Origin of the sequence: Microbacterium sp. UBA7513, assembly GCF_002478345.1 — a bacterium.
GTDB lineage: Bacteria > Actinomycetota > Actinomycetes > Actinomycetales > Microbacteriaceae > Microbacterium.
The window spans coordinates 20140-40290 of sequence record NZ_DLNJ01000037.1 but is presented as its reverse complement, the minus strand read 5'-3'; the positions used below and the strand labels follow the sequence as shown (position 1 = coordinate 40290).

Here is a 20151-nt window from a genome sequence, read left to right as displayed (position 1 = left end):
TGCGGATGAGAGCCGCCGAACGGGGTATCTGGAAGTCAGCCGAGCTGCGTCGCCAGCTCGCAGCGGCCGGCGTGGAGATCAGCGCCGGGAAGATGTCGGGCTGGTGGTCGGGCACTCCGCCGACGATCCGGCTCGAAGAGCTCGACGTGATCTGCACGATCCTCGACTGCACCCCGTCTGACCTGATGACCCCGGAGCCGGAGAAGGTCGCTGCCCGCCGGCCGCGAAAGGCCGAGACCGTGGGCGGTGAGAACGAGGCCGGGCCGCGGGTCTCACCACGGTTCGGGAACCCGCGGTCTGAGCCGCCGTTGTGAGCACCAGGAAGGGGATCAACTCACGCTTCCGGCCCCCTCGAACCTGCTTCACCTGCGGCGTGAACGCGGCGGCCTGGACCTGGCCGGCCGTCGACTACTGCTACGACTGCTTACCCGGTGGCCCGTTCCCCGCACCCGCCTGCGAGCGATGCGGGTCGACCGCCTACTACAGCCAGGGCCTCTGCGACCGCTGTCACCCCGGCAGCCCCGAGTACGTCGGCTCCTGCAAGGACTGCCTCGCCTGGGGTGTCTACCGCCGACACAACTGGAAGTGCTGGCAATGCCGCTGGTGGTCGAGTCACTATCCGGTCGGCGATTGCCTCTACTGCGGACGCCACGTCACCGTCGGCGACCAAGGAGCCTGCCGCCTCTGCTTGGAAAACGCCCGCCGCATCCACGAACCCGGCCAGCCCCTCGACTTCGAGGAAGGCGCCCGGCTGGGCCTTCAGCTCTTCTTCGCGAACATGGCTCCCCGCCGCAAGCCGAAACAGCCCAGACAGTCGGTGCGTGCCGCCCGCATCCTGCTCGCGCAGCAAGCCGAGGAACTCTCCGACTGGGAGCAGCCCGCCCTGTTCGATCTCGCCCCCGACCCGGACGTCCTCCGCGAGCTCACTACCGCTCAAGCCCGCGACTGGTCCTGGCGAACCGATGGCATCGTATTCGAGCACGCCCAACGCTTCGGCTGGTCCAAACGGCAGACCAACCAAGTCCGCCGCTCGTTGAAGATGCTCCAGATCCTCGCCCCCGAGGGCGCGATGACCATCCGCGCGACCGAAGTAATCCGGCTGCGCCGCTACGACAGCGACAGCAACGTCCGCTCCACCCTCGACGTTCTCGACGCCGCCAGCATCCTCATCGACGACCGCATCCCGACCATCGACCGCTACTTCGCGGGCAAGTTCGACCAGCTCCCCGAGACGATGCGCACCCAGCTCGAGCTCTGGTTCGACATCATGCTGGGCGGTAGCCGCATCCCTCCTCGCCGCAAGCCCCGCGAGGAGACGACCGTGCGCGTTCAGATCATCGGTCTCGCCCCGATCGTCACCGCCTGGGCCGAAGCCGGCTACCAATCCCTTGCCGAGATCAGCCCGGCCGTCCTGGTCGACTCCCTGCCCGAGGAATCGGCCAAGAGGCACGCCGCGATGCTCGGCCTGCGTTCCGTGTTCGCGATTCTCAAAGGCCGCAAGCTCGTCTTCACCGACCCGACCAGCAGCATGGCCTCCTACCAGTCGGGCGGCACCACGCCGCTGCCGCTAGAACCTGCGCAGATTCGCGCTGCCCTCGACCACGACGATCCGGCGATCGCGCTGGCCGTCGCGATCGTCGCCTTCCACGCGCTCACGAACCTGCAAGTCCGAGGCCTGCAGCTCACTGACATCAGCGACGGACGCCTGATGATGCCCGACGGCCGTGTCATCCTGCTCGCAGGGCCAGTCCGTGACCGCCTCGCCCGCTGGCTGGACTACCGTGCAGCGAAGTGGCCGAACACCCGCAACCCGCACCTGTTCGTCACGATGCAGACCGCTCCCAGGCTGAACTCGCCTGGCCACCAGTTCCCCTGGAAGAAGGCTGGCATCTCAGCCAAGGCCCTCCGCGAAGACCGCATCCTCGCCGAAGTCCGCGCCACCGGCGGCGACCCGCGTCGCCTCACCGACCTGTTCGGGCTGAGCATCGAGGGCACCAACCGCTACGTCGACACCCTCGAACACCCCGACCTTCAAACGTGGGAGACCAGACGCGATCAGTGACCGGCACCGAGCCCTCCAGACAGGCGGGAATGGAACGCGGTGGTGTAGTCGTTCATCCCGACGATCTCGACCTGCTTGGCGCGCTGTTCGTACTTAGTGACGATCGCGTCGAGGGCGGCGACGGTGGAGGCATCCCAGATGTGGGAGCGGGTGAGGTCGATGACCACGCGGTCGGGATCATCGGTGTACTCGAACAGGGTGGTGAGGTCGTTGCTGGACGCGAACAGCAATTGCCCCTCGACGGTGTACCGGGCGGTCTCGATGCCGTGGTCATCGACGATTTCACGGTTGACCTCGATCAGGTGGGCGACGCGGCGCACGAACATCACCGACGCGACGAACACTCCGACCACGACGCCGATGGCGAGGTTGTGGGTCGCGACGACGACGGCGACGGTGATGACCATCACGGTCGTCTCGCTCTTGGGCATCCGCTTGAGCGTGGAGGGGCGGATGGAGTGCCAGTCGAAAGTGCCGACCGAGACCATGATCATCACCGCGACCAGCGCGGCCATCGGGATGACTGCTACGACATCGCCGAGGGCGACGATGAGGATCAGCAGGAACACGCCGGCGAGGAACGTGGAGATACGCGTGCGAGCTCCGGAGGCCTTGACGTTGATCATCGTCTGCCCGATCATCGCGCAGCCGCCCATGCCGCCGAACAGCCCGGACGCGACGTTCGCGACACCCTGCCCCCAGGACTCGCGGGTCTTGTTTGAGTGCGTATCGGTGACATCGTCGACGAGCTTCGCCGTCATCAGCGACTCCATCAGCCCCACCAAGGCCATCGCGAGTGCGTACGGGGCGATGATCGACAGCGTCTCGAAGGTCAGGGGCACGTTCGGGATGAACAGTTCCGGCAGACTGCGGGGCAGCTCGCCCTGGTCGCCCACGGTCGGGACATGGATCGCGAAGACGATCACGGCGGCGGTGACGATGATGATGGAGACCAGCGGTGCCGGGACCACCTTGGTGATCTTCGGCATGAACACCATGATCAGCAGGCCCACCGCGACGAGCGGGTAGACCATCCAGGGCACGCCGATCAGCTGCGGCAGTTGCGCGGTGAAGATCAGGATCGCCAGGGCATTGACGAAGCCGACCATGACGCTGCGCGGGATGAACCGCATCAGCTTCGCCACCCCGCACACCGCCAGCACGATCTGCAAGACGCCGGCGAGGAGCACGGTGGCGATGAAGTAGTCCATCCCGTAGTCACGAGCCACCGGCGCGATGACGAGCGCGATCGCGCCGGTGGCGGCGGTGATCATCGCGGGCCGCCCGCCGACGAACGCGATCGTGACGGCCATGATGAACGACGAGAACAGCCCGACCTTGGGGTCGACACCGGCGATGATGGAGAACGAGATCGCCTCGGGGATCAGCGCGAGCGCGACCACCAAGCCGGCGAGTGCTTCACGGGTGAGCAGTCGCGGACTCTTCAGCGCGGTCAGCACCGACGGGTCGGGCCGGTAGCGGTTCGTGTCGTCAGCGGTCGTCGTCGCTGTAGTCATGGATCACCCTCCCGGGCAGTTGGGCGCAGAGCACATCGTCTGCGGAGTGGAACAAGAAAGGGGCGTGGGCACACGCGGAACATTCCCCACCGATGCGGGAGAATAGAAGATCAGCGCCCTCCCCGGCAGGAGGGCCACAGCCACCAACTCTAACGTAACGTGAGAGTTTGTGTGAAATCGGAGGAGGAGCGGGGCATGCCAGAGCCGGGAACGATGCACATCGGGGAGCTTGCCGAGCGCACGGAGCTGTCGCAGCGCACGATCCGTCACTACGACTCCATCGGCCTGCTCACGCCCTCGGCGCGTTCCGAGGGCGGGTTCCGGTTGTACACCGAAGACGACTACGCCCGCCTCATGCTGATTCGCCGGATGAAGCCGCTGGGGTACTCCCTCGATGAGATGGGCGACCTGCTCGGTGCGATCGACACCGCCGAGGGCGGCGGCACCGCCGCGGTCGACGCACAGCGGGCGCTGGCCGATTTCCTCCACGACGCAACCGAACGCCGCACCAAGCTCGCCCGCCAGGTCGAGATGGCCGACGAGTTCATCGGCCTGCTCAGCGCGCATGGCACCCCTCAGTCCTCGGATGCCGCTTCGACCTGATCGAGGTAATCCGTGATCAGCGCGCCCGCGCGATCGGCAGCCACCAGTCCGGCCATCACCAGGGTGCCGAGTCCGTGGGAGAACGCGACCGCCGACTCCGCCACCCGCTGCGCGCCCGGCGCGTCCAGGTGCGCGTTCAGCGCGCTGGCCAGTGCCGCGACGACGACCCCGATGTGTGCGGTGTAGAAGCGCCCTGCGCCATCCTCGCCGGTGAGGGCGAGCTGCTCCAGGCTGACGCCGAACCGGTGGAACGCGCGGCGCTGCTCATCCACCGGCAGCGCGGCATCGATAAACGCCGCCAGCACGCCCCTGACGCTCTCCGCCCTACCCATCCGCTCACGCCAGTCGGCGGTGCTGCGCTCGGATAGGCGAGCCAGCGCTCCGTCGAGCAGCTCGGCCTTCGATGACCCGTAGTACTGCACCAGGCGCAACGAAACGCCGGCCTCTTTCGCGACGGCGCGCATCGACACAGCATGCACGCCCTCGCGCAGCACCAACCGCTCCACCGCGTCCAGCACCGCCCCGCGCCGATCCATATCCCCACCCCTCACTCTTTGATACAGTCGTATCATAGTCGTGGTACGGCTGTACCATCACGGAGAGGGGGCGGGATGCGACACCGAGTGCAGTGGGTGGCCAGCGTTGCGCAGTTACTGATCGTGCTCGACGTGTCCGTCGTCAACGTCGCCCTCCCATCGATCCAGGCCGACCTCGACCTGACCGACCTGGCGGTGTCGTGGGTGGCGCTGGTCTACACACTCGGATTCGCCGGCGTCCTGCTCGTCGGTGCGCGCCTGGGCGACGTCCTGGGCCCCATCCGCGCCCTGCGATGGGGAATCGCGGGCTTCACACTCGCCAGCCTCGCCGCAGGACTCACCGCTGATCCGCTCCTCCTCATCGCAGCCCGAGCCGCGCAAGGCCTGTCCGCCGCGATCGCCTCACCCGCGACGTTCGCGCTGCTGACCGTCACCTTTCCCGAAGGGCGTGAGCGCGTGCGAGCGATCGCCTGGTGGACGGCGGCGAGCCTTGCCGGAGGCGGTATCGGGAACGTCCTCAGCGGAGTCCTCACACAGTGGCTCACCTGGCGGGCGGTGTTCCTCATCGCCATCCCCATCGGTGCCCTCGTCCTTCTCGGCACCCGCAGGCTACGTCCGCCCGAACCCAGCGGACGCACGCGAATCAGCGTCATCGGTGCAGTGCTGGTCACCGCCGGGTTCACTCTCGCCACCTACGTCCTGTCCACCATCGGGGACCTGAACCGAGACTGGTGGGGCGCTCTTGTCGCGGCCGTCGTCGTCATCGGTGCCGCGATCGCCCACCAGATTCGTGCCGCGGAACCGCTGCTCCCGCCGTCCTTGTGGCGCAACCCGACCATCGTGATCGGCAACGCGGCAACCTTCATCGCCGGAATGAGCTTCCAAGTCGCGATCTGGTACTTCCTCACTTTCCTCCTCCAACACGGCCTCGGGCTCGCCCCGGCGATGACCGGCCTCGCGTTCCTGCCCCTCACCGTGACCCTGCTCGCGGTGAACACCTGGATCACACCCCGCCTGATCGCACGGCACACACTCCGCAGCATCGCCGTGACCGGGGCGCTGATCGCATCGACAGGTCTCCTCCTCCAAGCCGTCATCCCAACCGAACAGCCCTACCTCGTCGTGCTAGCACCCGCGCTCATCATCGGTCTCGGCGCGGGACTCTTCAACACCCCTCTCGCGACCCTCGTCACCACCGGCATCGGCCCCGCCGAAGCCGGAGCCGCATCAGGAATGATGAACACGGCCAAACAGTTCGGCGGAGCCGTCGGCCTCGCCATCATCACCACGAGCATCACCGCCCCGACCGATCGAACCGCCTTCACCGTCATGGCCGCTCTCACGCTCACCACCGCGATCCTCATCGCCGCGGTGCCCTCCCAGCGGCCCAAACACGAGCAGCCGTGAATCATCCCACCGTGCAGCACTGGGTTCGCGGAACTTTGCACTACGATGACCCCAGAACGACCACCAACACTCAAGTTCCCGCGAAAACCTTCAATATTTCGACGAACTTTTAAACTTTGCCAGTCATGCGGGCAGTCGTGTCGAACGCGGCCAGCTCGGCGGGGTGGAGCTGGTGCTGCACCACGAAGGCCCGGTCCTTGATCCGCCAGAGCCCTTGCCCGGTGCCGAGTCCAGGCAGCAGGCGGCGTTCGGTGCCGGTCAGCCCGAGTGCGACGGCGGTCGGGCTGAGCTGATCGGTCTCCTGCCGGTAGACGATCCTCGTCTCCGCGTTCGCCAGCAGGCTGTTCGCCAGCGCCCGGTTCGCCGACCCTGCATCGCCGACGTTCTCCAAGTCGGTGAGCTTGTGGAACACGAGCAGATTCGCCAGCCCGTAGTGGCGGGCGAGACGCCAGTGCGCGTCCATCCTGCGCAGGAGCGCCGGGTGCGACATCAGCCGCCACGCCTCGTCATAGACGACCCATCTGCGGCCCCCGTTGGGGTCGAGCAGGGCGGCTTCCATCCATGCCGATGAGCAGGTCATCAGCACCGAAATCAGCGTGCTGTTCTCGGTGACGCGCGACAGGTCGAGACTGACCATCGGCAGCGACGGGTCGAACCTGACGGTGCTCGGCCCGTCGAACAGACCGGCCAGGTCCCCGGCTACCAACCGGCGCAGCGCGTGGCCGACTTGACGGCCGTCCTCGGTGAGCCGGCCGTCCGGGTCGTCGGCAGGGTCGGGGCGCAGCAGCCGCTCGACCACCATCGGCAGGATCGGCACGGCCGCATCGCGCACCGCGCCGGCCAGGGCGGTGTCGATCGCGGTGTGCTCCAACGGTGCCAACCGCCGATCCAGCACCGTCTCCGTCAAGGCTCCGAGCAGATCGCGGCGTCGCGCGGCGAGGGTGGTGGCCCACTCCTGGTCGGACAGGCCGCCGGGCCGGTAGCCCTCATCCAATGGGTTGAGCCTGTTGCCCATCCCGTGCCCGAGGATGATCGCTTTCCCGCCGACTGCTTCCGCGACGCCGGAGTGCTCGCCCTTGGGGTCGCCGGGGACATAGACCCTGTATCCGAAGGGCAGGCTGCGGGTGTAGAGGCTCTTGGCGAGCGAGGACTTCCCGGAGCCGACGATCCCGGCCAAGATCAGGTTCGGCGCGGTGATGATGCCCCTGCGGTACAACTCCCACGGGTCATACACGAACGAGGAGCCGCTGTAGAGGTCTTGGCCGATGAAGATGCCCGCGGCTCCGAGCCCGGCTTCGGCCAGGAACGGGTACTGCCCGGCGAGCACGGCGCTGGTGTCCTGATGCCGGGGCACCCGGAACCGGCCCGGCGTCCTCAGCGCCGCCGGGCCGGGCTCGCCGGCGGCGGGCAGGTAGACCGTGGCGCGGCGTTCGGCCCGTTCGGCGGCGGCCTTGGCCTGGGCCGCTTCCTTCTCGACGTGACGCTGCTCGGCGACGAGGCGGGCGGCGGCTTGCCGCCGCTGCTTGCGCAGTCGGCGCCGCTCCGAGGCGGGGGCGACGAGGACGGCGGTATGCAGCTTCTTGCCCCGGCTCACAACGCCCGCCCCCGTGTCCCGGAGACCCAACCGCCGGCGGGACGGTCGAACCATGACGAGTCCGGCGCTAGGCGAGGCCGCGGTGGCGTGTCCGGCTTGGGCTGGGGCGGGTCCTCGATGCCGAGCAGGGCCAGCGCGTCCGCGTTCTGGCGGGCGGCCTCAGCGACCCATCCGGGGAACAGGCCCTCGTGTTCGGGGCTGCTGTCGGGGTTGTCGGTGGCGTACTGGCGGGCGTCGCCGGCCGCGGTCAGGTAGCCGGCGAGGTCGCGCATCGCGCGGTCCGGGGCGACGGGCGCTCCGGCGCCGGTGAACAGGTCCCGGCCGTCGAGAGTTTGCCCGTTCGCGGTGTCCTCGATGCGGTAGGCGTATCGCTGGTGCTCGCCCAGCGGCGAGTCCGGCCAGACGGTCAAGGTGAGCGTCCCGACTTGCCGGGACATCGAAGGGGTGGGGTCTGCGCTGTTCATGGCGGGCAGGTGCACGCCGGCGCGTCTCTGTGGTGGCTATGTCAGAGCGACAGCCCGCGGGCCTGCTTGACTGCGGCGACGCCAGGATGCTCGAACCAGCCCCCGTCTCGGACGGCGCTGCGTCGAGCTGCCGTCTCGCGGCCGGCGGTGTCGCGGGTCGGTGGGACGTGCGCTGCGGTGGGCGGGTCGATGGCGTCTTCGGCGGGGATCAGGTGCCGCCGGTAGAGCGCGACGTGCCCGGCCTGTGGGTTGTAGGTCATGGCGTAGTCGCCGGTCTCGGCCTGCCGGTCTCCGGGGTACACGGGGGCGGTGTCGTGGATATCCCCGTTCTCGAAGGCGGCGTTGGTGGTCTCGTCGCCGTAGTCCCACATGGACAGATGCTCGATGCCTGCCTCGTCGCCGCCTCGGTCGATGAGGTCGAGCGTCTGGTCGGCCTCATCGCCTTGGAGGAACACGACGCCGATCCACCGCTCGACACGTCGGTCCTGCGGGTTCCAGACGATCCGGCCTGACTGGTTGAAGGCGGCGCTGAGGCGGTCGTCGGCCTGGTCGATGAGGGTGCCGGCCTGGTGCAGTTCGTCGGCGGCCGCCAGCGCCGCGGCCGCGCCGGCGGCGCGGTCGTGGGCGTCGTCGGTGACGTGGTACTGCCGGGTCAGATGGGCGTTGGCGAGCTGGTCGAGCACCTGCCGCAGCGATCGCAGCCCGCCCAGCAGGTCTCCGATCACGGCGTAGGTGTCGGCCGGGTTCTCGAAGGTGCGGGTGGCGTGCGCGAGCCCGCGCAACGCCTCGTAGGCTTCGCCGGCGTCGCGGGCGGGATCGGTGAACGTGGGCATCACGGGCCTCCTTCAACGAGGGTGGGATGCCTGCCAGGTGAGCGCGCCGGTCACACCGCGCGGCACAGCGGCAGCGCGGCCGCCGTGAACGCGACCGCTTGCTGGCCGACGAGCCTTCGGGTCTCGCAGGAGGCTTGGATCGAGGCTTGTTCGATCGCGGCGACCGCGGCTTCCAGCTCGTCGAGGCTGGGGGCGGAGACGGAGATGAGGCCGGAGACGCGCAGCACGCCGTGGCCGGCGGTCAGGTCGGCTTCTTGTTGCAGGACGTCTCGGTACTCGGCGATCTGGGCCGCGTCCTCGATCTGCCCGATCCGGGCGCGCTGGGCCGCGTCCGAGATGTGTTCCACCTTCTTCTTGCGGATATCGCGGGCCGCCTGGTCCGAGCGCATGGGCGTGTAGATCAGCGACACCGACCGCTGGATGCCGGTGGACAGCAGCACCGGCGCGAGGAACCCCGGATACACCAGGCTCCGGGGCCACTCCGAGACCCACAGCACGGCGTGCCACGCGGAGTCGGTGCGCAGGTTGCCCCAGGTCTCCGTGACCGCGACCGGGCCAGCCGCGGCGAGCTCCTGCCCGAGCCGCCCGTGGCGCTCCAAGGTCGCGGCCACGGCCGGGTCATACGCCGAGCGAAGGATGACCGCGACCTGACCGGGACCGAGCCACCCCGAAGGGGTCAAGTCCGCAGACCGCAGCGCGGCGACAAGCGTCGCCATCTCCTGCCGGAGCACCGCGGCGGCACCACGGATGCCGCCGCCGGCGGTCCTGATCTGCCGAGCGGCGACCTTCATGTCCAGGGAGAGGCTGACCGTAGTGGCGTGCCGCTCCCCGGCGGGGCCGGCCCGCTCGATCAGCTCGCGATAGGTCGTCGCAGCCCAGGAGCCGTCGTCGGTGCCGTGCTCGGCCCACCACTCCGCCAGCCCGCTACCGGAGTCCGGCAGGGTCCGTTCCAGCACTTGCAGGGTCGCGATCCGCCCGGACCGGCAGACCGTGGCGAGCACCCGCCCCCACGAGGTGACCCGTCGCTCCTGCTCGCCGGGGTCCAGCAAGATGAAAGCCGGATGGGTCACTTCCGTCACGACCGTCAAGGTCGCCTGGCGCGGGTCGTGGATCATGCACGCGCCGGTCTCGGGGTCCAGGTGCTCCCGCAGCCGGGCCATGTCGCCGGGCAGCGCGAGGTTCCCGGCCGGGCGGGGCTTGACGATCCGCCGCCGGTAGAGCAGTTGCCCGCCGGTGGAGCGCCACAGCCACCAGAGCGCGACCGGGAGCCATTCGACCATCGGCCGCCCGGCGACCGGCACCCAGGTCAGCACCACGGCGAGGAGCCAGATCGGGGCGGTGTAGGCCAGCAGCATCCCGGCGCCGCCGTAGAACGCGGCCAGCAGCGCCAGGCCGCCGATGCCGAGGGTGACGAGCTGGGAGACCGAGAGGCCGAGCAGCACCCCGCGGCGTGTGAGCCTGCTGAACTTCATCGGCGTCAGTTCGCTACCGGGTGTCTTCTGTTCCGTCGTGGGCATGGCCGGTTACCCCTTGCCCCGCGGCGTTGCCGTGGGGCTGGACGGCTCGGTGGGAGTCCGCGGCTGCGGCGTGGACGGCGGGGGCGTCTGCGACGGCGGGGTGCCGCCGTTCTGCCCGCCTGCGGCGTCCGCGGCGGTCTCGGCCTGACCAGCCACCGCGTGCCCGGCCTTTGGCCCGGCTTCGGCGGCATCCTTGGCGACCTTCGCTCCGACCACGACGGCTGCCGCCGGTCCCGCGGCGGCCCCCGCTCCTGCTCCGGCACCTGCCCCGCCTCCGGCACCCGCGCCCGCTGCGCTGGCTCCGCCCCCTCCCGCAGCCGGGGCGGGAGCCTTGGGCGGTGGAGTTCCGCCCGATCCGCCGCCGGAGCTACCACCACCTGTCGGGTCTTCGAGAACCTTCTTGGGCTCGCCGCCGCCTTGGGGCTTGGACGGGATCGGGACGGGACGGTTGAGCGCGTTCTTGGCTTCCTGCTCGGTGCCCATCTGCTGGTACACGTCGAAGCCGACGAACGACACGAAGCGGTAGACCATGTAGGGCGCGAACGCGGCGATGCCCAAGAGGACGATGCCGGTGATCGGTTCGGTGACGGCGGCGATGTCCAGCTCGATCGGGGTGGCGATCTGCGTGATCGCCAGCAAGAAGATGACGACAAGCACGAGCTTGCTGATGATGAGGGCGATCACGAACGCCGCCCATTTCCCGATCCACCCTTTGGTGGCGTCCCAGGACGCGCCGGCGAACGCGATCGGCGCCAGCACCACGCCGACCAATAGCAGCGCCTTGCGGATCAGCAGGCTGAACCAGACGATCGCGACGGCGGCGATCATCAGCCCAGCCAGGAAGATCGTCACGATCGCGCCGACGCCGGGCGCGGCGATGTTGATGCCGCTGAGCCCGGCGGCGAGCAGGATGATCTTGTCGCCCATCGTCTCGGTGGTCTCGCCGGACGCCTGAATGATGCCGATGCAGAGCTGATCCACGATCTCCAGCGCGAGCGCGGTCAGCGTGACGACCACGAACGCGCCCAGCACCGATTTCGCCGCGCCGAGCGCGGCGCGGGACAGCGCGGTCGGGTCTCGGCGTATCAGCCCGGTGATGAGTTGCAGGCAGAAGAAGATCAGGACGAGAAAGACCCCGATCCCGAAGATCAGGTTGTAGACGCTGGTGAACCCGTCCGTCTGGACATCGACCAGCGTAGTCGTGTCGAACACCGACCACATCGCCTCGATCAACCAGCCGGCCGCGCCACCCATCGCCTGGGCGAGCCAGTCGAACGGGGCGGCCACGACCGTCGCGGCGGCCTCGCCGGCCACGTCGCAGACGGTCGAAATCACGGGAACGTCGCAGACACCCATCACGAATCTCCTGCTGTGACCGGCCCTATACGGCCTGGCCGACGTTCCAGAAGAAGTTCACGAGCGTCACCGCCGCACCGCAGATCACCGCGGCACCGCAGGAGATGAGAACGCCCAGCTTGCCCCTGCCCGCCAGATGCGGGTTCGAGCTGTTGGCGCCGTAGGCCCACACGATCGCGCTCACGATCAAGGCCAAGACGGACAGGATCAGGCCGACCGTCATCACGGCGCCGACGATGGTGCGGAGCTGTTCGATGCCCGGAAGGCCGTTGCTGTTGGGGTCAATGTCGATCACGGCGGTTACTCCCTCGCTGAGCGGATGGCTTGTGGCGGCGAGGTGGGCCGGAGAGCGACTGGACTCCGGCGAGCGAGTGAGAGCACGGGAAAGGCCCGCCCACAGGCGGGCCTTCACTCGGTGCGGGGGTCAGAGCTGGTTGCCGAGGGCGATGAGCCAGTTCACCCACGCGACCCCGGCGCCGGCGAGCGCGGCGGCGCCGACGCCGACGAGCACCCCGACCCGGCCCTTGGACGCGAGGGCGGGGTTGCCGTGCGACGCGCCGAACGCCCAGCAGATCGCGGAGACGATCACCATGAGCACCGCGACGATCAGCACGATCGTCAGCAGGGCGCCGATGACCTGTTTCAGATCGCCGATGCCGCCCAGCCCGTCGAAGTCGGGGAACACTCCCATCACGCACCGCCGGCTCGGACGGTGATATGCAGGTGGTCGAAGTGCCCGCCGGTCACGTCGCCGGGGTCGTGCATCCCGCCGCCATTGTAGGGTCGCCAGCCTTCGGCATCGCGGGCCAGGGACCATATCTTGCCTTGCCAGATCAGGTACTCCACGCCCAAGACCTCGGCATGGTCTTTCAGCCAGTTCGTGAGCGCCCATCCGGCTTCGAGCTGCGCGGGCGTCGGGTACTGGCCGATCGCGTTGCCGAACGTCACGTCACAGGCGCGGCCCAGCGGGTGTTCGGAGGCCGTGCCGGGACGGGGCGAGTAGCACGCCCACGAGGTGTCGGGGAAGGCGGCGCGGGCCTGGGCCATGACGTGCGCCATGCGCGCGGTAATCTGCCCGCTGCTGGTGGGGTCATCGACCATCCGGTCGGGGTCGCCGTCCAACGGTGCCGGCGCGCCCGCGGTGCCGCCGGAGCATCCGTTGGGGCTGCCGACCATGGCTTCGGGCAGGTCGGCCGCGTTGTGGTCGTTGAGCCACTTGGCCGCATCGACGGCCTCGCCGCTGGTGCCGCCGGGCCGCACCTCGAAGTGCAGGTGCGGTCCCGTGCTGTTGCCGGAGCTGCCGACATCGCCGATGTGCTGGCCCGCGGTCACCCGGTCACCCGCCGAGACGTGGATGCCGGACTGCCACATATGCGCGTAGGCCGTCGCCACCGTCGCACCGTCGATCTGGTGCTCGATGACGATGAGTCCGCCATAGCCGCCGGAGAACTCGGCCACGGTCACCGTGCCGTCCGCGGCGGCGAGGATCGGCGTGCCGTCCGGTGCGGCGAAGTCGGTGCCGGTGTGGAACGACGGCTCCCCGGTGATCGGATGGATACGCGGCCCGAACGGAGAAGTCAGCACCCACGTCCCCTCGGGCAGCGGGAACACGACCCGCGAGGACTCCGCGACCGGACCCGCCGCCAACGGGGCGGCGGCCGGGCCAGCCGCACCCGTCGCGCCGGTGAGGGCGTCGAGGATGCGTTCGGCGACCGGCTCGTAGTTGCGGTAGCGGTCCGGGTAAGCACTGACCTCGACGGCCTGCGCGGCCTCGCCGGGGTCCATCTGCGCCCAGCCGGGGATGTCCAGCAGGCCCCGCGGTGAGGGGTAGTTCGGGCCATCGGGTCCGCCGTAGAACGCGCGGGCCTGATAGGTCGTGTCCATCAGCTCCGCGACGGTTCCCCACCCGGCTTGCGGGCGCATCTGGAACAAGCCGAGGGAGTCGTGGTCGCCGCCGTTGCCGTCGTTGGGGTAGTTCGCGGACTCGGGGTAGGCGCTCGTGTTGGCGAGCTGGCGCAGGGTGCTCTCGGTGAGCGCGGCCATCAGCGCGACCTTGATGCCGGGCCGGCCGACGCCCTCGATGCCGCCGCCGACAGTGATGATCGTCGCCGCGTGCGTGAGCTGCTGCCGGTTCAGCGTGAACGTGGTGCCGTCTTGGGTGGTGACGGTCAACGAGTCGGGAACGTTGCCCACGGTGACGCTGCCGCCGGGGACGGCGCAGTTCGCGGCGGCCGGGTTCATCAGCACGCCGATCGCCAGCAGGACGCAGGCAGGGCCGAACAGGACGAAGGCGAGTCCGAGGATGAGGAGCTTCTTGACCACGACGCGCCCTCTGTCATCGCAGCGGGTTGTCGAGCTGCGACAGGCGCAGCACATGACACAGGCCGGTGCGGAACTCCGGTGCCGGGGGCGGGCAGGCCAGGAACACGGTGAACGACACCGGATGCTCGCTCGTGACCGTCTCGCCGTTCCAGACGCCCTCGCGGTGCCGGGTTCCCTCGATCGTGACCGCGGCCGCACCACGCGGGAGCTGGCCGGGCTGGGCCTGCTCGACCGCGGTGTCCCACGCTTCGGGCACGAACGAGGACTCGATGGTGAGGTGCTGGGTGGTGGCGTACTTGCGCAGCTCGATCCACGCCTCACGCGACGGCAGATAGGACGCGATGTCGGCGGCGAGGCCGGCCTGTTCGGTGCCGGACGGATCGCCCACCGCGAGGATCACGCTGGTGTAGTCCAAGGGCATCAGCCCTGAGCCGGTATCCCACGCGAACAGGGCCTCGGCGACGTTGCGGGCGAACTCATCGGGATCACTGGACGGCGTGACCTGCGGCAGCCGTGGCGTGCTCGGCCCGGTCTCGCCCGGCGCGGTGACCGTGGGGTCTGATCCGGGATCGGGTGCGGTGGGTCGTTGCGGGCCGGCGATCAGCCCGTAGACGCCGATGCCGACCAGGATCAGCAGGACGAGGCCGGCGGCGATCACGGCGATCAGGCGGCCACGGGACCAGGAGGCGGGATTCGTCTTCATATCGCCAGGTGCTCGCCGCCCCGAACGACGAGAGCGACGGCGGGCTTGGGTCAGAGGGCGCGCAGCAGTGGCCGACCGGCCGGCTCGGCGGCGACGGCGGCGCGGGCGGTGCGGAGCTGGTCGGCGAACTCGGTGGTGCCTTCGACGGTGGCGAAGAACGCCTCGGCCTGCTCGTCGGTGAGCTCGACGGCCAGCTCGTCCACGTCGTAGTGGGTCCACCACGCTTCCAGGTCGCCCCAGGTCAGCACGAACGCCCGCACCGGGTACCGCGCCGGCGCCTCGTCCTCAACGACCGGGCGACGCTTCGGCGTGGCCGGCTTGCTGGCTTTGCTGGCCTTGGCGGCGTGGACGCGGGCCAGGGCTTCGTCGGCCAGCTCGTGCAACAGCCGGTTCCGGTCACTGTCGGCCTCGGCTTGGGCGTCGCGGAGGCGTTGGAAGATCGGGTTGACCGGCGCGCCAGCCTCGATCTGCGTCACTCCGTCCCGTGCCTGGGCGCGCACGGCCTCGGAGGCAGTCGGGTCGTCAGCCAAGCGTCGCACGTACCCGATCTGTTCCAGCCGGGTGTAGGAGGACGAGCCGGTCACTATCCGCGCCGCCTGCGCGCGGGCATCTCCGAGCTGGTGGGCGTCCGATGGTCCCGCCGAATCGGCGGGACCATGCTGTCCTGGCTCGTGGCCCCCGTGGAACTGGGTCTTGGCCTTGCGGCGTGCGGCTTCCTCGGCCATGAGGTCCTTGATCTCCCGGTACAGCGCCTCGGCCTCGATCGGGGTGAGCGGCTTGTGGAGCTGGTTGTCGTCCTGCTCGGCCAGCAGGTGCCCCAGCCGGTCCGAGATACCGCTACGGACCCAGACGCTGACGCGGCGCCAGCCGAGTTTCTTGATCGCCGCCATCCGGCGCGCCCCGCACACCAGCACCCCGTCTGGGGTGATCGTTGGCGGCTGCAACAGGCCGTCCCGGTCGATCGACGCCGCGAGCGCGTCGATGTCGCCCAGGTCCGTGCGGTGCCGGTTGCCGACAGTGATGGAGTCCACCGCCCGCTCCAGCTCGATGTGCCCGGCCGGTGCGCTCATCCCGCACCCCGCGCCTTCGTCGTGCCCGGCGCAGCCAAGGAGAGGGTGAGCACGAGGTCGTCATCGCGCAGCAGCACCGGCAGCGTCTCGCCGATCACCAGCCGCAGCAGCACGCCGCGTCCCGCGCCGGTCGCCGCGAGCGCCGGGTCCGGGGTCCCGAGCAGGGCGCGCAGCAGCACCGCCCACGAGCGGCCCGGAAGGTCGATCAGGGCTCGGGCGTGCTTGTCGCGTCGCAGCGTCTCGTAGGCGGTGTGCCGGTTCCCGACCCGGGTCAGCGCCACGCAGACGTGCTCCACCGCCGAGCGTGCCGTGCCCTCGGGCCAGTCCAACAGCACCAGCAGCGTGATCGCGTCCTCGACCGCCGACGCCGCCGTGGTTGCCGCCGGCTCGGCCGGTGCCTGTTCCGGGGTGTCGTCGCGGTCGTGGGCGTCCTTGATCTGGAACGCGGGATGGTAGTCGCTCAGGACGTTCTCACGGTCGGAGAGGCGTTCGGGGTCGTGGAAGATCGAGTAGCGGGGCCGGCGTGCTTGGTGGGTCGAGCACAGCAGCCCTTGGCCGCGTTCCTCGGCGATGCAGGTGATCCGTACCGCGTGCGTGATGACCGCCCACGGGTCATCGGCGGTGCGGGCGGCCTTGGTGCGCATCACGTCGAACGCCGCCGACGCGGCCTCCCACGGATCGAGCCGGTGCTTGTGTGCCAGCGCCGCGTACTTCTCGGCCGCGAACGCCATCAGTTCTGCCGCTACCGGGTCGTGCTCCCAGGCGCGCTGGCCGGCGGTGTGGAGCCGTTTCAGCAGGGCACGCAGGCCCTCGCTGGTGCGGTAGTCCTCAGCCGGCCGGCCGCTGGTCTCGCTCATGGTGCTGGTGTCGTTGGTCATGGTCTGGGCACCTCCCGGCGGCGAGGTGCACCCGCAGGCGACTGCGGGCTTCGCCGTGACGGAAGGGGCGCCCATGACTCATCACCACCCGGCTACCTCATGCCGGCCCCGGAGCGGCGCGGTCCCTGCTCGGTGCCGCCGCGACGGCCGAACGCGCTCAGCGGCGGCAGACGCTTGGCTCGTTCGGCGACCCAGCGCGCGCCCTTCTCGATTGGGGCGCGGACGTGCCGGTTCATCTCGGCGGTGCGGTCGATGCCCCGGCGGGACAGCGCGCCGCCGCCTTGGGCGAGCAGGTCGGTCGGGCGCACCCAATCCACGCCCCGGCTCCGTACCCGCGCCAGCTTCTCCTTGGCGGCCTTGCGGGACTCGGCGTCCTTGACCGCATCCGGCGTCCCCGCGGCTTCGGTCGCCTCGGCCGGGTCGGGGTCGTTCCGCTCACGGGGCGGCGGCTCGGGCTCGGAGCGATGCTGCTCCCGCATCCGGTCCTCGTCGTTCATGGCAGGGCTCCTTCCATCTCGGGCTGCGACCCGGACGGGTCCGCCTCATCGGACTGGTGAGCACGAGGCAGCCAGCGGCCCACCGTCGAGGGATGCACGCCCAGGTGCCGGGCGATGGCCTTGTTCGACCAGTCCAGATCGCGCAGCTCCGCCGCGAGCACCCGGCGATCCGGCCCGCCGTCCGCGTCCGCAGCAGCGACGCCTGCCGCCGCAGGTGGCGGGTCGAGAGGTAGTGCCTCGCCTGGTGGCTGGGTGGTGATCGGCTCGACCGCCGGCGGCACCTCGAGCGCAGCAGCAGGGCGTGCGGTGGCGCGGGTCAGCACGACGGTCAGATGGGTGATCGCCAGCAACACGACCGGCGGCACGGCGGCGACCGCGGCCGCGAGCGGGCCGGGCACGTCGGCGTCGGCCGCGACCACCGCATGCAAGCTGTTCGCCGTCACCGACACCGCGGCACCGCCGATCAGCAGCGCCCACGGATACCACGCCGCCCGCTCGCCGGCGAGGGCGACGACGGCGACCGTGGAGACCACGATCACGCCATCGACGATCAGCGGCCACGCCCACGCCTGCCCGGCCCCGATCCCGGAGCGGCGGGCGAGGTCGGCCAGTGACGTGAACGACAGCCAGAACGCGCCGGCGGCGATGAACACCGTCCCGGCGACCGAGGTGATGACCGCCCACCGGCGGCCGCGTAGATCCTTCATGGCAGCCCTCGCGTGGCGGGCGCCCGCTGCTGAACGTTCCCGCGAACGAACTCGCCCGAGGGCGATGCGGCGGGACGGTCCGGCCGGGCTCCAGCGCCGACGCTGCGATAGGCGCTGTAGACGGTGCGAGTGATTTCCCGCTCCCCGAAGTCCGACTGCGCGGCCGTCACCATCGCGTCCAAGGCATCGGCCAGCGGCACCCCGCCCTCGGCCAACCGGCACGAAGCCCAGAACAGTTTGAGGTTGCGGTCGGTGGCCTGCCGGCCCAGCCACATCGCCAGGCGCTCCGCGTCCTCCCGCCGCACCGGCCCGCCGATACGGGGCCGGGGCGCGGGGCGAGGATCGAGGAAGTCCCGCAGCCGGCCCGCATCTATCGGCCGGGCAGCGCCGGCCGCGACCTGCTCGATCCGGTACGGGGTGCGCACGCCGTCCAGCCGCAGGACCGAGGGCGGGGCGATGATGTAGCCGCCGTCCCCGCGACAGTCGATGCCGACCTTCCCGGCCTGCCAGGATCGTTGCGCCTGGTTCGGGTCGGCCGGGAAGTAGGCGTGCTGGCCGCCGGTGGGTGTGCGCACAACCGCCAACGGCTCCGGGATCAGCCCGGCCCGCGCCGCCCGCGCATAGGCCGCATACCCGTTGACGCCGTGCACATCCACGTCGATCACGACCAGCCCCGAGACCGCGCCGGTAGGGATGCCGATGTTCGCGGTCGGCCGCTCTCGCCACCACCCCTCAACCCGATCCAGGTCGACGCTGGCCTCGTGGAACCCGCGCTCCGGAATCGGGCGCTTCCCGCCCGGCGCGCAAGGGAACACCGGCACCCCGGCCCGCGCCAGCTCACGCGCCGCGACCGGCAGCGGCACCCCGTCGAGCCGGCCGAACACGGCGGCAGCCGTCGCAGCGGTGACCATCACAGCCCCCGTCCCGCAGTGACCGGCGCGGCGGGCGTCTCCCGTTCCGGCAGCGGCTCAACCCGGCGCGGCCGCTGCGGGGCCTCCTGAGCCTGCGGCGTGTGCTCCGGGCCGTCCACGCGCAGGGACAGCGGGTTGCCGTTGCCGAGCTGTGTCGTGTCGAGCTTGTCGAGAATGTCGAATGCGGTGCTGCGCACCTGCTCGCCCGTGGCGCGCACGACCGCCACCGGGTCTTTCCCGTCCACGTTGGCCGCCCACCCGGCGACATACGGGATCGTGTAGTCGCTGGTGTCCATGCCGTGCGCGGCGGCGATCATCAGCGCCACCGACTCGGCCCGTACCTCGCTGATCCCGCGATGCTCGCGGGCGTCGTCCTGCTGGTTCGGGCCATCGAGCCGGACGTGCGCCAGCTCGTGCGCGAGGGTCTTGACCTGCGCGGCCGGGTCCATGTCCGCGCAGACCATCACCTGACGGGTCTCGAAGTCCGTGCAGCCGTTCGCGCCCCGCTCGATGCGGTCGCGCGGCATCCGCAGCACCTCGAACCCCAGCGACTCCGCCTGCTCGGCCAGGCCCTCCCACAGCCCGGCCGGGGCTTCGCCTTCCAGCAGCCTCGGACGCGGCAGCTCGGGAAGCGGGTTTCCGTGCGTCCTCGACACGTCCCACACGTAGGCCGGGACGACACTGACGATCCGGCGACGCACGACCTCGCCCGAGCGCGGCTTCTCCCACGACCCCAGCCGCCGCCACGACGCCGGATCACGCGGGGTCGCCGACGCGAACCTCGCCTTGACCGGACCGCGAATCCGATAGCCGCCGTCCTTCTCCGGCCAGCGGCCCATCTTCCGCCAGTCCTTGAACCCCGCCACCCAGGTCGGCGTAGGCGTCGGCACCCTGCCCTGTTCGTAGGCTTCGAGATGCTGCGCCCAAATCAACAGCGTGTTGTTGAACGAGCGGGTACGGAACCTCGCGGCGAACTCGATCGCCCGCCGCCAGTCATCGCCCGACACCAGTGCCTCGACCGAGCGCACGATGCGTTCTTCCAGCGCGTCGAGCGTCGCTTGCCGCGCCGCCTGCTTGTCCTCGTTCGCAGCCATCGTCTGACCTCCCTCCGCCAGGGCCACTCTGAGAGGGAGCGACCGTGCGACCGCGAGGTACGCCGGGAGGATCAGGAAGA

21 protein-coding genes are annotated in these 20151 nt (G+C 70.1%); 4 read left to right on the top strand and 17 right to left on the bottom strand.

Features of this window, described 5'->3' with window-relative positions:
• The first annotated feature begins 5 nt into the window (after nt 1-5).
• Both B2W79_RS17260 and B2W79_RS17255 read left to right on the top strand, forming a co-directional pair.
• Complete coding sequence (locus B2W79_RS17260) at nt 6-314, top strand: helix-turn-helix domain-containing protein (protein WP_396654759.1); 309 nt, start codon at nt 6-8, stop codon at nt 312-314.
• A gap of 59 nt (nt 315-373) precedes the next feature.
• Nucleotides 374-2062 carry a hypothetical protein gene (locus B2W79_RS17255; RefSeq protein WP_292791741.1) on the top strand — a complete coding sequence of 563 codons (1689 nt, stop codon included), beginning with the start codon at nt 374-376 and terminating at the stop codon, nt 2060-2062.
• On the opposite strand, the gene B2W79_RS17250 is transcribed toward B2W79_RS17255, so the two are convergent.
• Nucleotides 2056-3579: a SulP family inorganic anion transporter gene (locus tag B2W79_RS17250; RefSeq protein WP_292791738.1), complete on the bottom strand. Its 1524-nt coding sequence runs from the start codon at nt 3577-3579 to the stop codon at nt 2056-2058. The genes B2W79_RS17255 and B2W79_RS17250 overlap by 7 nt on opposite strands.
• A gap of 195 nt (nt 3580-3774) precedes the next feature.
• Between B2W79_RS17250 and B2W79_RS17245 the strand changes: the two genes are divergently transcribed.
• Entirely contained in the window at nt 3775-4182 is a 408-nt protein-coding gene (locus B2W79_RS17245) for a MerR family transcriptional regulator (RefSeq protein WP_292791735.1), read from the top strand.
• Here the strand turns inward: B2W79_RS17245 and B2W79_RS17240 are convergent.
• Nucleotides 4155-4718, bottom strand: coding sequence for a TetR/AcrR family transcriptional regulator (locus tag B2W79_RS17240; RefSeq protein WP_292791732.1), 564 nt, complete (start codon nt 4716-4718; stop codon nt 4155-4157). The two genes, B2W79_RS17245 and B2W79_RS17240, sit on opposite strands and share 28 nt — an antisense overlap.
• Nucleotides 4719-4793: 75 nt before the next feature.
• On the opposite strand from B2W79_RS17240, the gene B2W79_RS17235 reads away from it, so the two are divergent.
• A complete protein-coding gene (locus B2W79_RS17235) occupies nt 4794-6125 on the top strand; it encodes an MFS transporter (protein ID WP_292791729.1) in 1332 nt (443 codons plus the stop codon).
• Between the two features lie 109 nt (nt 6126-6234).
• On the opposite strand, the gene B2W79_RS17230 is transcribed toward B2W79_RS17235, so the two are convergent.
• From B2W79_RS17230 to B2W79_RS17160, 15 genes are all read right to left on the bottom strand, one after another.
• Nucleotides 6235-7773, bottom strand: a complete 1539-nt coding sequence (locus tag B2W79_RS17230; protein ID WP_396654760.1) for an ATP-binding protein — start codon at nt 7771-7773, stop codon at nt 6235-6237.
• Entirely contained in the window at nt 7716-8156 is a 441-nt protein-coding gene (locus tag B2W79_RS17225; RefSeq protein ID WP_292791723.1) for a hypothetical protein, read from the bottom strand. Before B2W79_RS17225 ends, B2W79_RS17230 begins: the two co-directional genes overlap by 58 nt.
• Before the next feature lie 68 nt (nt 8157-8224).
• Complete coding sequence (locus tag B2W79_RS17220) at nt 8225-9016, bottom strand: hypothetical protein (protein WP_292791720.1); 792 nt, start codon at nt 9014-9016, stop codon at nt 8225-8227.
• A gap of 50 nt (nt 9017-9066) precedes the next feature.
• Nucleotides 9067-10533 (bottom strand): SCO6880 family protein, encoded by a 1467-nt coding sequence (locus tag B2W79_RS17215; protein ID WP_292791717.1) that lies wholly within the window; start codon nt 10531-10533, stop codon nt 9067-9069.
• 6 nt (nt 10534-10539) lie between these two features.
• Entirely contained in the window at nt 10540-11889 is a 1350-nt protein-coding gene (locus B2W79_RS17210; protein ID WP_292791714.1) for a conjugal transfer protein TrbL, read from the bottom strand.
• Between the two features lie 25 nt (nt 11890-11914).
• Entirely contained in the window at nt 11915-12184 is a 270-nt protein-coding gene (locus B2W79_RS17205; protein ID WP_051723506.1) for a DUF6112 family protein, read from the bottom strand.
• 129 nt (nt 12185-12313) lie between these two features.
• Nucleotides 12314-12580, bottom strand: coding sequence for a DUF6112 family protein (locus B2W79_RS17200; RefSeq protein ID WP_030549147.1), 267 nt, complete (start codon nt 12578-12580; stop codon nt 12314-12316).
• Nucleotides 12580-14211, bottom strand: coding sequence for a M23 family metallopeptidase (locus tag B2W79_RS17195; RefSeq protein WP_292791703.1), 1632 nt, complete (start codon nt 14209-14211; stop codon nt 12580-12582). The genes B2W79_RS17200 and B2W79_RS17195 overlap by 1 nt, the downstream gene beginning before the upstream one ends.
• A gap of 13 nt (nt 14212-14224) precedes the next feature.
• Nucleotides 14225-14914 carry a hypothetical protein gene (locus B2W79_RS17190; RefSeq protein ID WP_292791700.1) on the bottom strand — a complete coding sequence of 230 codons (690 nt, stop codon included), beginning with the start codon at nt 14912-14914 and terminating at the stop codon, nt 14225-14227.
• A 50-nt stretch (nt 14915-14964) separates the two neighbouring features.
• A complete protein-coding gene (locus B2W79_RS17185) occupies nt 14965-15984 on the bottom strand; it encodes a ParB N-terminal domain-containing protein (RefSeq protein ID WP_292791697.1) in 1020 nt (339 codons plus the stop codon).
• A complete protein-coding gene (locus B2W79_RS17180) occupies nt 15981-16862 on the bottom strand; it encodes a hypothetical protein (RefSeq protein ID WP_292791694.1) in 882 nt (293 codons plus the stop codon). Before B2W79_RS17180 ends, B2W79_RS17185 begins: the two co-directional genes overlap by 4 nt.
• A gap of 92 nt (nt 16863-16954) precedes the next feature.
• Nucleotides 16955-17359, bottom strand: coding sequence for a hypothetical protein (locus tag B2W79_RS17175; protein ID WP_292791691.1), 405 nt, complete (start codon nt 17357-17359; stop codon nt 16955-16957).
• Nucleotides 17356-18066, bottom strand: coding sequence for a helix-turn-helix domain-containing protein (locus tag B2W79_RS17170; protein ID WP_292791688.1), 711 nt, complete (start codon nt 18064-18066; stop codon nt 17356-17358). Before B2W79_RS17170 ends, B2W79_RS17175 begins: the two co-directional genes overlap by 4 nt.
• Entirely contained in the window at nt 18063-18977 is a 915-nt protein-coding gene (locus B2W79_RS17165; RefSeq protein ID WP_292791685.1) for a bifunctional DNA primase/polymerase, read from the bottom strand. The genes B2W79_RS17170 and B2W79_RS17165 overlap by 4 nt, the downstream gene beginning before the upstream one ends.
• Nucleotides 18977-20071: an ArdC-like ssDNA-binding domain-containing protein gene (locus B2W79_RS17160; RefSeq protein WP_292791682.1), complete on the bottom strand. Its 1095-nt coding sequence runs from the start codon at nt 20069-20071 to the stop codon at nt 18977-18979. The genes B2W79_RS17165 and B2W79_RS17160 overlap by 1 nt, the downstream gene beginning before the upstream one ends.
• Nucleotides 20072-20151 lie beyond the last annotated feature (80 nt).